Consider the following 13,831-nt stretch of genomic DNA (forward strand, 5'->3'; position numbering starts at 1 on the left):
TTCCGGCCGGGGCTCCCGCTCCGTCGATGCGCTGGGCGCGATCGGGCTAGATGAACGGACCGTCCAGCACCTCGAACGAGCAGCGCTGCGACACGACGTACTGCTTGGAGTAGCTGTTCGCCTCGTCGTGGATCGCCGACGCCGACCACTCGTCCGGCCCCGGGTCCAGGTCGAGCACGAAGAACCCGTCGGCGACGCCGATCTTCAGACCGTCGGAGAGGACCTGCAACGGGTACTGACGGGTCTCGGCGAACCGGTACGCGTCGATGCCGTGCATGGCGATCCTCACCAGCTTCCACCCGAACAGCCGGGCGTTGCGCCCCTCCCCTCCCGGACTCGTCCGGTCCAGGGCCTGGACCTCCACCTCGACCGTCCGGCCGGCGTCGTCCCCCCTCGGGAGGACGACGGAGATCCGGGAGACGACCCCGTCCTCGAAGCCCAGGAACCTCTCCAGGAACTCGGGAACGGACTCCTCCAGGAGTTCGACTCCAGTCACCTTCTCACTCACTTCCGCGGTCGCAGGTTCCAGCCCTTCGGCAGTTCGGCCTCCGGGATGTGGGGGGCACCCGCACCGTGGCCGCCGCCCTTCGTGCCGGGCGGGTCGATCACATGGCCGTGCGGCCCACCGGTCCCGTGGTCCTTGAAGTCGAAGTGGCCGACTGCGGCTCCGTTCTTGTCGTAGATCGTGTTCTGGACGGGAGTGCCGTCCTTGCCCGTCCGGGTGTACACCGAGTCCGGCGTACCGCCGGTCCACGGCGGCCGCTCCGTCCCCGAGGTGTGTCCGCCCTGCGGGGAGCTGCCACCGCCACAGGGGTTGTAGGGGGTGGGCTTCGGATCGTCGTTGTTGTGGACCAGCACCGGCGTGGCGCCTGCCAGCACATAGTACGTGTGGAGGTTCGCCACCGTGAGGTCGTAGGTCCGCTCCGCGCCGACCCGGTGGTCGACCGCGCTCAGCCTCGCGGAGGTCCCGTCGGCCTGCTGGAGGAGTTCACCGGCCCGCAGGTCACGGGCGTCCTCCCAGCGCTGGGTGTCGGCGTTCCAGAACGGGTGGTGAGCGGTCGTCGTGAGGACGGCCGCGCTCTCGGCGGTGGCCGGGCCGCCCTCGGCGGACGCCGCGACGGAGAGGTCGGTGAACTCCTCGTCGTCGTCCGTGACGATGACGGCGGTGACCGTCTCCGGCCTGGTCAGCCCCTGCTGCGGGTCGGAGGAGAGGACCTGGTCCCCCGTCCGGACCTGCTCGATCGGCACCAGCGTGCCGTCCGCCATCAGGACCGGGGTCCCGGCGACGAAGCTGTGGCAGACCAGCCACCAGCCGTTGCCGTAGTCGATGTCGAAGGAGCCCGGGTCGGGGTTGCCGTTCTTCTTGTCGCCGAACGTGCCCTCCTCGCCGGCCAGGAACATCCCGTTGTTCTCGCTCCCGCAGGAGCTGTGGAAGGCGCAGGAGTTGACCAGCAGACCGGAGCGGGCCGCAGGAGCCTCCCACCCGGTGCTGGAGTAGCCGTTGATGACCGAGATGTACTCGATCAGGTCCTCGACCTCGTCCGTGCAGGCCGGGCCGATGGCCTTGCACGCGGCGGCGATGGCACGGTTCTCGTCCTTCACCGTCATGTACTCGGGGTGGTTGATCTTCCCGATCTCGGACGCGTAGGCCTTCTTGAGCTTCTGCGCGAGACCGGAACCGTCGTCCTGCACGGCGACGGTCATCGTGATCGCCACGTAGGTCTTGCGGGTGGAGGTGGCCGTCGCGGTCTGCGACGAGCCGCCACCACCGCCACCACCGCTCGCGGCGGTCCCGCCGCTTCCGCCGTTGCCCGCCGCGGCGGCGGCCTCGGCGGCGGCCTTGGCCGCGGCCCGCTCGTCCTCCTCCTTCTGGGTCGCCTCGGCACAGGCCTGGGTCGCGCACCAGCTGCCGTAGAGGCCGCTGGGGTCGCTGGCGTTGACCGGGTCGTTGTAGGAGTAGGCGTAGGCATTCCACTGACTCGGGTTCGCCGGGTCGAGGATCGGGTCGGTGCTGATGAAGCGGCCCGTCGCCGGGTCGTACTGCCGCGCCCCGAGGCTGGTCAGACCGGTGTTCTCGTCCTTCAGACCGCCGACGAAGCCCTTGGTGCCCGCCCAGGAGGACGCCGCGGGCTGGCTGCCGCGCGGGTTGCCGAAGGGGTCGGTGGGCCGTCGGGTGACGGTCATGGCCGCGTCGGTGCCGATCTGCAGGCCGTTGGTGCCGTGCGGGTCGGCGGCCTGGACGACGACGGTGCCGCCGCCGACCGGTGCCGTGACGCGGGTGAGGGTCAGCCCGCCGCCCGCCGCGAGGGTGCGGGTGTTGGTGGTGCCCTGGGTGGCCGTGTTCAGGGTGAGTTCGTCGGTGCCGACCACGAGCGTGGTCTTCCCCGGGCTGTGCCGGACCAGCTGGTTGCCGTCCGCGTCGTAGACGTAGGTGGTGTCACCGGCCGTGCTGGTCCTGCTGACCGTGGTCGGCTTGCCCTCGGCGTTCCAGGCCAGGCTGGTGGTGCCGGAGGTGTCGGTGATCGCGGTGGTGTTGCCGACCGCGTCGTACTGGTAGCGGGTGGTCCTGCTCCCGGCCGGGCCGTTGGTGACCGAGCTCAGCAGTGCGTGCGGGCCTCCGGTGCCGCCTCCGGTGCCGGGGGCGGTGGTCGGGGTGTTGCGGGTTCCGGCGGCGCCGAACACCGAGGTCGTGGTGGTGTCGTTGAGGCTGTTGCCGGTGATGTCGTGCTGGACCAGGCCGGTGCGGTTGCCCGCGGCGTCGTAGCTGTAGGTGTTCCAGTACGGTGCCGGGCCGCCGACGGTGCGCCCGCCGGGGCTGACGGCCGCCGGGCCGCCGGCGTTGTCACAGCCACCCGTGCCGGGGACGGCGGTGGAGCTGCCGGTCCCGTGCTTGACGCCGGAGGAGTCCGTCCAGTCGGCGGTGGTGTGGGTGCCGCCGGTGTCGGTCCAGGCGTTGGTCAGCCGGCCGATGCCGTCGTAGGTGAAGCACTGGAGGTCCCGGTCGCGGGCCTCCTGGAGGTTGGTCACCGAGGTGATCCGGCCGGACTGGGTGTAGGTGTAGCTGGTCTGGTCGGCCGAGACCGTGCCGTTCTGCCGGTCGACGAAGGCGTTGACGACCCGCCCGCTCGCCCAGTCGTACTGCTGGGTGGAGACCACCTGGGTGCCGTACGGACCGACGGTGGTGCGCACGGGGCGGGCGGCGGCGTCGTAGATGACCTCGGCCACCACGGACTTCTTGAGGCTCTTGCTGGAGACCAGCAGCCCGGTGTCGTTGTAGGTGTAGCCGATGGTCTCCGCCGGGAGTCCGCCGGCGGCCGGCAGCGTCATGGTGTCCACCAGCCCGAGGACGGGCTCGTAGGTGATCGACGTGCTGTAGGTGCCGGCCAGGGCCCCCTCGGCGGAGGGGATGGTCACGGCGGTGCCGGTCGGCCGGTAGCCGGTGTCGTAGCCGGTGACGGCGTTGACGTACTTCGCGCCGGCCTTCCCGCCGACGTAGCGGGTGGACGAGGTCAGCCGGCCCTTGGCGAGCGTGTCGAACGTCCAGGAGGCGAGCAGGTTCGCGTCGGCGACGCCGCCGTTGTACTGGCCGGTCTTGCGGCCGATCAGGTCGTACGTGTACGAGAGCGTGTTGCCCTTGGCGTCGACGGTGTGGTCGACCCGGGAGTTGGCGTCGTAGTACGTCCGGGAGGTACCGGCGTCCGGGTCGGTGAGCGAGGTCTGCCGGCCCAGCAGGTCGTAGCCGTAGGCCCAGGTGTTCCCGGAGGGGTCGGTGTGGGTGGCCGGCTGGTCGAGCGCGGTGTAGGTGTAGGTGCTGATGTCGGCGTCGGCCGGGTTGCCGGTCGGCGTCGCGGTGCGGTACTGCCAGGACGCCGTGGTGCGGCCCCTCGCGTCGGTGATCGTCGTGGTCGGCGAGGCACCGGCCGGCGGGGTCACGTCCACCCGGTCGGCACCGGGGTAGGCGGTGGTGGTCGCCCACTGCAGGTTGGCGTTGGAGCGGAACTCGGCGCGCACCGGGCGGCCGAGGCCGTCGTACGACGTCCAGGTCTGCGACGGCACCTGCGAGTCCTGCGGCAGGTAGAGCGCGGTGCTGGGCGCGGTGGTCGCCTCGTAGTAGGGCTCCGAGGTCTTGATCACCCAGCCGTGCGAGTCGTACACGGTGTCGGTGATCAGCCGGCCGGTGGCCCGGGCGTCGCTGGTCCGCTGGACCTGCCGGATGCGGCCGAGGCCGTCGAACAGCTCGCGCTGGCCCGAATAGGTGTTGCCGGCGCGCTGCAGCCACTCGCTGGTGATCACCGAGGGGCCGGCGGTGCCGTTGACGGCGTAGCCGAACCGCATGTTGGGCAGCTGGTCGAGGCCGCGCCCGGGGACCCACACGGCGGTGCGGCGGCCGAGGCCGTCGTACTGCTGGGTGGTGGTCCGCTGGTTGGTGTCGGTCTCGCTGAGCGCCTGGCCGCGGCCGGGCTCCTGGTTGACCACCGCCGTCCAGCCGGCGCCGAGCGGGCCGGTGGTGGTCACGGTGGTCGGGAAGAGTCCGGTGGCGGGGCTGCGGGTGGTGGTGGTGACGGCCGGGGTGAGCGTGGCGCCGCTCAGCTGCGCGCCGGCGGCGTCGTACACCGAGCCGTCCGGGGTGGCGGTGGTGACGGTGCGGCCGTAGGCGTCGTAGGTGGTGCTGCCGCCGTGGGTGTAGACCGGGTTGCCGGCCGCGTCGTAGTGGTCGAGCACCTGGACGCCGGAGGCGTCACCGGTGGTCCCGGCCTGCTTGAACGGCCGCCCGTCGTACAGCGTCCGGCTGCCGCCGACGGTGTTCGCCGCGGTCGCCGTGGTGCCGCAGGGGCCCTGCACGGTGGTCCGCTGGGCGGGCAGGATCATCAGCAGCGGGTTGTCGGAGACCGCGTACGTCAGCGTGGTGCACAGCTCCGGGGTGGCGGCGGTGCCGTCGCCCTTGTCGGCGGTGTGCAGCACCCGGTTGCCGTGCGCGGGGTCGGTGGTGGTGACCTTGGTGGTGGTCCGCCAGCTGCCGTCCGCCAGCTTGTCCTTGCTGATGTCGGTGACCTGGGAGTCCGGGTACCGGGCGTAGATCTTCGGTGCGCCGGCGCTCTGGCTCTGGGTCGCGGTCGCGGTCTGGCCGGAGCGCACGCTGCCGGAGACGGCCTTCACCGTGCCGCCCGCCTGGTCGAAGACCTCTGCCGCGAGCACCGTGCCGGCCAGCCAGTCGCTGTCCTTGACGGTGCCGCCGAGCGGGCTGGCGACCTCGACGCTGCGGGTGGTGCCGTCGGCCTTGTAGTCGCCGTCCATGCCCCGCAGGTAGGTGCTCTTCTGCTGGGTCTTCGGGGCCTCGCCCGGGAAGGCGCTGCCGGTCGTGGTGGTGACCGCCTCGTACCCGCGGAAGTAGTCCCAGGTACGGGCCTTGGGGTCGGTGAACTCGGCGTCGTCCCGGTGCCAGGCGGCGGTGCCGTGGTAGGTGTACTCGGTGGTCCGGGTGACCGAGGGGCTGGTGACCAGGTCCTGCTCGGTCACCGTGCGCACCATCGGCTTGTTGAACCAGTCGTTGACCGGGAACACCTCGGTCTGGCCCGGCTGCGGGGTGCGGCCCGGCGGGTACCAGTTGACCGGCATGCAGGCCATGGTGTTGCTGTCGGCCGAGGCCGGCATGTGGTTGTTGACGCGCGAGCACTCGGGGTCGGTGTAGACGACGTTGACCCGGCCGCCGGTCTCGGTGGTGATCTCCTTGATGCGCGGGCGCATGAACATCGGCGAGGCCGGCACCAGGCCGTCCACCCGGTTCGGGATCATCTTGTGGGCGAAGGTGACGGGCTTCAGCGCCGCGCCCGGCCGGCCGTTGGTGCCGGTCCGGGTGATGGAGTCCAGCCAGAGCGTGCGCTTGGTGCCGTCGCCCGGGTCCACCAGGGACTGGCCGAGCGCCCAGCTGTCCACGGTGACGGGGCCGGAGCCGGTCGTCACCTGCGTGGTGATCGAGGTGAGCCGCTTGGTGGAGAAGAAGGTCGGCGCGTAGTTGGTGCAGGTGCCCGAGGAGGCGCAGAGCTGGTCGACCGGCACGTCCGGCCAGAAGTCCGCGTTGGCGGTGGTGCGCTGGCTCTCGGCACAGGTGATCGCACCACTGGGGTTGCAGCGCTCGGCGGTGGCGTCGAACGTCACCAGCGCGCCCGGGGTGAGGGTGCCCTTGGCGGCCTTCTGCTCGTCGTAACGCTGGTTGTAGGCGATCTGCGTCAGCGTGGTGGCGCGCTCGTAGGGGGTGAGGGTGCCGTTGCCGTTGTTCTGCCCGCCGCCACGGCTGTAGTGGTTGGTCTCCGGCGCGTAGCGGTAGCCGATCAGGTTCTTGTGCGCGTCGACGACGTAGTCGAGCTGCCAGCGGTAGGCCATCTGGCACCAGGAGCCCTTGCCGGTGGACGCGCTGTAGCACGGGTCCCCCGGGTTGGGCGAGTAGACCGGGCTGGTCAGCACGGACTGGGCGGCCGGGTCGGTGGCGTCGCCACCGGGCAGGTGGTTGCTGCCGAAGTAGTACTCGGTGCCGTCCGGGGTGGTGATCCGCCAGTACTCGGTGTCCTTGTACGCGCGCTCGCCGGCCGCGCGCGGGGCGCCGGTCAGCTGCTCGACCTTGGAACCGTCGTCGCCCTGGAGGTGCCAGACGCCGGTGGTGTCGTCGCGGACCAGGGTGCCGGAGCGGCCCGCCAGCGAGAGCGTGGCGTTCTGCCCGCCCCAGCAGCGGTCGCCCGAACCCTTGATGCCGTTGTCGCCGCCCTTGTCGCAGGTGCGGTAGGAGCGCTCGACGAAGCCGGGCTCGTACGACCAGCCGTCACCGATCCAGGAGGACTGGGAGTTGGTCGCCGAGGTCAGTCCGTCGACGGACGAGGAGTTGTAGCCGAGCACCACGGACGGCGCCAGGCCGCCCAGGGTCGGCGGGACCTGGATCGTGTAGTTGTAGGTGAAGCTGCCGACGTTCGAGCCGGCGCTCCACTCCATCGACGGGGCCAGCGCCGTCGCCTCGTAGCTGCCGCCGGCTCCCGACCCGGTCGGCTCGGCGGACAGCACCATCGGGGCCGCCGCCGGGGCGCTCGGCGCGGCCGGCGCGGCGGTCTTCGCCGACACGGCGGCACCGGCGGACGGCAGCACCACGTCGGCGGAGAGCCTGCCGCTGGCGTCGACGGTGGACTCCACCGGCGTCCTGGTCCGGCACTCCTCCCGCTCCGGGGTGGTCAGCGCACAGGCGGGCAGCGCGACCAGCCGCGCCCGGTCCGCCCAGCCCGCGGCCTGAAGGCCCTTCAGGTCCAGCGAGACGTGGGTGCGCCGGCCCTCGGCGGAGGGCGTGGCGTCCGCGTCGGTCAGCGCGACCAGCGCGCTGCCGGCGCCGGCGGCCTTGCCCCTGGCGGTGTCCGTCACCTCGACGGACACCGCGGTGGCCTGCGGTGCGCCGGCCGCGCGGGCCGACGGCGACGCGGCCGGCGACGCACCGTCACCGACGGGCGCGAGCAGCACCGGCAGGGTGCCGGCCCGGCTCGGCCCGGCACCGCCCGAGGCCGGGGAGACCCCGCCGGTCGCGGCCCGGGCCGCCTTGGCCTCCGCCCCGTCGGCGCCCAGCCGGACGGTGGCCCTGCCGGGTACCACGGGCGCGGCCACGGCCGGCGTCCAGGTCTCCGGACGCGCCGCCGACGCGGCGCCCGTCCCGTCCGGCCGGTGGTCGCGGCCCGCGACCGACGGCGTGTCAGCGCCGAGCGGTGTCTGCGCCGGGGACCAGATCAGGTCCTCCGACCCGGGTTCCGCGGCCCAGGCCACACCGGGCGGCACCACCGCACCTGTCAATGTCACGGCGAGCAGGGCGGCCAGGCCCGGCGACCAGCGCCTGCCCGTCCTCCCGGCCCGCCCCAGGGCATGCCGAAGCTCCACGTCAGTCCCCTTCGTAAGACGGCATGACGCGTCATCAGGCTCCGACGCGCCTGTCCGCGCATAGATCGGGCACGGACGTTAGTGATCATCAACTGCGCCCCGCCACCGCGAATCGGACAAACCGGAATTGGTTTACACCTTTGTTATCGAGGCGCATGGTGCCAATGGGACATGTGCGAACAAAGCGCCGAATGGGATTGACCAACCCCCTGACCAGCAGACATCGTTCGTTCCCGCACACGCCGCCCTGGAGGGCGGGCTCCACCGGAGGGGACCGATGTCGTCCATCAGAAGCACCCAATCACCGCCGAACCGGATACCTCGCAGCAGCCCTCGCAGGTCACCGAACCGCGCCCTCGCCGCGCTCGGCACCAGCCTCGCGCTGGGCCTCGGCCTGCTCGGAGGGACGGGCGCCACCGCGGCGGCGGCGGCCCCCGGCCCCGCCGGGGACAGCCGGACGGCGGTCACCCCGACCGGGACCGCTCCGCAGCGCACGCCCGAGCAGCAGGCCATGCTCGACGCCATCTCCATGGCGAAGGCGACCGGCAAGCCGGTCGTGGTCGAGGCGATGACGACCGAGTCCTCCCGGACCGTCGCCAACCCGGACGGCACCCTCACCACCACCGACCACAGCGCGCCCGTCCGCACCAGGAAGTCCGGCAGCTGGGCCGAGCTCGACGCGACGCTGCGCGCCAACCCCGACGGCACCCTCACCCCGGCCGTCTCCTCCACCCCGGTCACCTTCTCCGGCGGCGGCAGCGGTCCCATGGCGACGCTCGCCACCGAGGACGGCAAGAAGCTCTCCTTCGACGCCCCGTTCGCCCTCCCGAAGCCGACCCTCAACGGCGCCACCGCCACCTACCCGGAGGTCCTGCCGAGCGTCGACCTCCAGCTCACCGCCCTCGCGGACGGCGGCTGGCGCGACGTCATCGTCGTCCGCACCGCCGAGGCCGCCGCCGGCCCCGCCCTGAAGACGCTGCGCTTCCCGATCACGGCCGAGGGACTGGACGTCTCCACCACCGACTCCGGTGAGGTGGAGGTCAAGGACGACCGGGGCACCGTCCGCTTCCACTCCTCCCCCGCCCTGCAGTGGGACTCCTCCCGGCCCGCGCCGGCCGCGGCCCCGGCCAAGTCGGCCGCGACGGGCCGCTCGGCGGCCGCGCGCAACGATCCCGACGCGCCCCCGCCGCCGCCCGCCTCCACCGCCGACGGCCCCGGGGACGGCGCCAACGTCGCCGCGATCACCACGGCCGTCACCGGCGGCGCCCTGGAGCTGACGCCCGACCGGGCCGCCCTGGGCTCGGGCACCGGTCCCTGGTACCTCGACCCGACCTTCACCTCGGCCGCCAGCACCTCCGAGGGCTCGGTGCAGGTCCAGGAGAACTACAAGACCGCCAGGAACTACAACAAGAAGACCAACCTCTCGACCGGGTACTGCGGTTACCACAGCAGCGACCCGCAGCTGAACTGCGCCGTCGAGGGCCGCGAGCGGGCCTACTTCCAGATCCGGATCAACCCCGCCCTCTCCACCATCCCCAACGGGGCGCAGTTCCCGCCCACCCTCTACACCTCCACCCTCAACGGCCAGGTCACCGACGCCTCCAGCCCCGGCACCCCGACCGACCTGGGCGTCTACTCGGCGCCGCAGGGCCGGACCATCGGCGAGGCCAGCGACTGGAACAACCAGCCGTGCGGCACCAACGGCAACCTGATCATGGACAGCTGCGACTACGTCGGGACCCAGCGCATCACCGGGTCCGGACCGCTGGCCGTCGACGTCACCGGCTGGATGCAGCGGGCCGCCGCGGAGAAGTGGCAGGTCTGGACCATCGGGATCGCCCCGCAGGCGACCGAGTGGGAGAAGCTCTACCGCCACAAGATCGCCAGCAACCCCAGCATCGCCAGCACCTACGACATCACCCCGACCGTCTGGTACCCGCGCACCAGCCCGGCACCGGGCTTCGCCAACAACCACACCACCGCCGAGTGCACCAGCGGCGGCGCGAACCCGTGGGACAACCCGGGCTGGGTCGGCAGCAACCAGAACATCTACCTGACCGCCAACAGCTGGTCCCCCACCGGGCAGAGCCTCTACACCGGCTTCCACGTCTGGGACGACAACGACCCCAACTTCAGCATCGTCGACGGCGGTTGGGGCGGCAGCTACAACGACCCCGGCTACACCCTGCCGGTCGGCTCGCTCGCCGACGGCCACCAGTACGGCTGGCTCGCCCGGGTCACCGACGAGGCCCTCACCTCGCCGTCCAGCGTCTGGTGCTACTTCCGCGTCGACCGCACCAACCCGCGCCTCAGCATCAGCTCCACCGACTTCCCGCCGTCCGGCACGCCCAATGACCACCCGGCCCGGTTCGCCAACGACCCCGAGCACCCGGGCACGTTCGTCATCAACGCCGAGGACCCGGCGCCCGCCGCCGGCCTGCGTGCCTCCGGCATCGCCTGCGTGCGCTTCAGCACCGACCCGACCCCGGTCGTCGGGTGGCAGTGCGGCCAGTCCGGCACCTACGGCCCGGGCGCGTCGGTCTCCTTCGCCCCGACCCGCTGGGGCACCAACTCCGTCTACGCGTGGGCGATGGACGTCGCGGGCAACTACAGCCAGCGCGCCGACTACAACTTCTACGCCCCCTGGAAGCCCGGCACCGCCCCGATCTTCGGCGACACCGACGGCGACCAGATCCCCGACATCGTCACCCCGGACGCGGCCGGCAACCTGCGGACCCTGAGCGGCAACAACGACCCGTCGCGCGCCATCACCGCCTCCGCCGCGAGCGCACCGCGCAACGACGTCAACGACACCACCACCAGCTGGGCCGACTACCAGGTCACCCACCGCGGCACGCTCAACGAGGCCGGGGCGCTGGACCAGTTGATCGTCCACAACACCCGTGACGCCAACCTCAAGAAGAACCTCTACCTGATCGACAACGACGGCACCGGGCGGTACGACCAGTACACGAGGATTCCGCTGACCCGGCAGCCGGCCACCGCCTGCGCGGCCGTCCCGTCCTCCGGCCTGGCCTGCCCGGCCGACCGGCCGTTCGCCTCCGACTGGTCCCAGGTCAGCCAGCTGGTCGCCCTCGGCACCCCCAGCGGCGAACTGACCCAGAAGTTCCCGGCCACCCCGACCGGCCCGGCCCAGACGAAGATCATCAGCCAGACCTCCGTGCTCACCGTCGAAGGCGGTCGGCTCTGGCTGCACGACGCCCACGAGCTGAAGTGGAACGAGGTCAACTCCCCCGCCCTGCTCATCCCGACCGCCCCCGGATCGGGCAGCTGGGACGAGTACGACCTCATCAACCCCGGCCCCGCGAACGGGGTGACCACGACGCCCGATCACCCCGACGCCTGGCAGGCCACCCTGTGGGCGCGGCACCGTGCCACCGGCGACGTCTTCTCCTACCCGATCACCCGCACCGCCGAGGGCGAGACCGACTTCAGCGCGCTGACCAAGCCCAACAGCGGCAAGCTGATCGACCGCGGCGACGGCCTGACCGCCGCCAACCACCCCAAGATCGGCGCCGCCGACTTCAACGGTGACGGCTTCGCCGACCTCTGGGTCATGGACAACACCGGCGCCATCGCCGTCTTCACCGGCACCGGCAACGCCAAGGGCAAGGTCGACGGCTTCTCCGGCATCTCCTTCATGGGCTACGCCAACACCAGCGTCGCCCTGCACTCCAACCAGGTCCCCTGGCAGTGCCTCGACGCCGAGGGCGGCCCGCGCGACGGAGCCGAGATGTCCGTCTGGGGCTGCTGGAGCTCTGTCACCCAGCGGTTCACCTTCGGCATCGACGGCACGATCCGCGCCTCCGGCTACTGCCTGACCGCCCAGGATCCCTCGCTCGCCAACGGGACCAAGGTCGGCCTCTCCACCTGCGGCAACAAGCCGAGCCAGAAGTGGGCGATGACCCCCGACGGCCGGATCTACCTCCCGGCCACGGCCACGGCCTCCGCCCCCACCGGCCGCTGCCTGGAACGCCCGGGCTGGGACGCCAACCAGGGCATCCGGCTCGGCATCTGGGACTGCCCCGCGCTCCAGGCCAACCAGCAGTGGACCCTGACCGTGGAGACCGGGCCCTGACCGCCTGACACTCCTCCGCACACAGCACGGCGGCCCCACCGGACATCCGTCCGGTGGGGCCGCCGCGTCGGAGCAGGAGCCGGGCCGTCATCGGTCGCCCGTTCCGTGCGCTCCGTCAGGACGGAGCCACGGAGGGGGCCGTGCGACCGGGCCGGAGGGGGACCCGGGAGGCACCGTCCGGCGCCGCCTCGGCGACGGCGACGGACCGGGTGCCGGACCCGGGTCGGCTATCGACCCGGATCGCTCACCGCTCACGCGGCCCGACCAGGTAGCCGAAGTAGCGGAACTGGTCGAGGTGGTCGATGTAGTCGAGGTAGTCAGGACGCCCGGAGAACCCGGGGTGGTCGGAGAATCCGGGGTGGTCGGAGAACTCGGGGTGGTCGGAGAACTCGGGGTGCTCGGACTCGTAGCCGTCGTGCGGCGGGGGCGGGCACTCCTCGACGGTGATGCAGAGCTCGACGGGCGGGCTCTGGACGGGTCGGCCACCCGGGTCCAGGGCGTTGGCCGTCGCGCGGTTGGTGACGTGGCCGTCCTTGGCGTCCTGCTCGGTGACCAGGTAGCTGCCGGTGCAGGTGGTGCTCTGCCCGGGAGCGAGGGTCGTCGCCTCGCACGTGATGTCCGGGACCCGGTCGTCGCTGATGGTCACGTCGGTCAGTGTGGTCGTGCCGGTGTTGGTCACCATGTAGAGGTAGGTGATCGTGTCACCGGGGTGGACGGGGCCGGACACATCGGCCTGCTTGGTCAGCGACAGGCTCGACGTCGCACCCGCCACCTGCACGGTGGCCTGCGCCGGCGGGCTCTGGACGGGCCGGCCCTGCGGGTCGAGACCGCCGGCCGTGGCGTGGTTCGTCACGCTGCCGGCCGCCGCGTCCGCGCTCGTGACCACGTAGCTGCCGGTGCAGGTGGTGCTCTGCCCGGCGGTGAGGGTGGTCGCGACGCAGGTCACGGGGGCGACCCGGTCGTCGGTGACGGTCAGGTTGTTCACCGTCGCCGTACCGGTGTTGGTCACGGTGTAGGTGTAGGTGATGGTGTCACCCACGTTCACCGGACCGGCCGTGCTCGCCTGCTTGGTGAGCGACAGGCTCGCCACCGAAGCGACCTGGACGGTCTCCTGCGCCGGCGGACTCACCACCGGCACACCCTGCGGGTCGAGGCCACTCACCGTCGCGTGGTTCGTCACGCTCCCAGCCACCGCGTCGGCGGCGGTCACCACATAACTACCCGTGCAGGTGGTGCTCGCTCCGGCGGCCAGCGAAGTCGCCACGCACGTCACCGGCGACACGCGGTCATCCGTCACCGTCAGGCTGTTCACGGTCGCCGTACCGGTGTTGGTCACGGTGTAGGTGTAGGTGATGGTGTCACCCACGTTCACCGGACCGGCGGTGTTCGCCTTCTTCGTCAGCGACAGGCCGGCGACAGAGGTGACCGGCACCGTCGCCTGAGCCGGCGGACTCACCACCGGCAGACCCGCCGGGTCGAGACCCTGGGCCGTCGCCACATTCGTCACCTCACCCGCCACCGCATCCGCGGCCGTCACCACATAGCTACCGGTGCACGTCGTGCTCGCTCCGGCCGCCAGCGAAGTCGCCGAACACGTGATCGGCGAGACCCGGTCATCCGTCACGGTCAGCGAGTGCACCGCAGCCGTACCGGTGTTGGTCACCGTGTACGTGTACGTGATCGTGTCACCCACGTTCACCGGACCGGCCGTGTCCGCCGTCTTCGCCAGGGACAAGCCGGCGACAGAGGTGACCGGCACCGTCGCCTGAGCCGGCGGACTCACCACCGGCAGACCCGCCGGGTCGAGACCCTGGGCCGTCGCCACATTCG

The 13,831-nt window shown here is 71.8% G+C and carries 3 protein-coding genes and 1 pseudogene; 1 reads left to right on the forward strand and 3 read right to left on the reverse strand.

Going from position 1 to position 13,831, the window contains the following annotated elements; genetic code table 11:
• Positions 1-46: 46 nt before the first annotated feature.
• Positions 47-496, reverse strand: a complete 450-nt coding sequence (locus tag ACFVVL_RS13530) for a hypothetical protein (RefSeq protein ID WP_387674388.1) — start codon at positions 494-496, stop codon at positions 47-49.
• Positions 497-504: 8 nt separating this feature from the next.
• Positions 505-7,902, reverse strand: a complete 7,398-nt coding sequence (locus ACFVVL_RS13535) for an RHS repeat-associated core domain-containing protein (RefSeq protein ID WP_387674391.1) — start codon at positions 7,900-7,902, stop codon at positions 505-507.
• 277 nt (positions 7,903-8,179) lie between these two features.
• Between ACFVVL_RS13535 and ACFVVL_RS13540 the strand changes: the two genes are divergently transcribed.
• Positions 8,180-12,001 (forward strand): ricin-type beta-trefoil lectin domain protein, encoded by a 3,822-nt coding sequence (locus tag ACFVVL_RS13540; RefSeq protein WP_387674394.1) that lies wholly within the window; start codon positions 8,180-8,182, stop codon positions 11,999-12,001.
• Positions 12,002-12,245: 244 nt separating this feature from the next.
• Here ACFVVL_RS13540 and ACFVVL_RS13545 read toward each other — a convergent pair.
• A pseudogene (locus ACFVVL_RS13545) lies at positions 12,246-13,831 on the reverse strand (hypothetical protein); the annotation flags it as partial.

It is taken from the genome of Kitasatospora sp. NPDC058115 (assembly GCF_042884635.1).
GTDB lineage: Bacteria > Actinomycetota > Actinomycetes > Streptomycetales > Streptomycetaceae > Kitasatospora.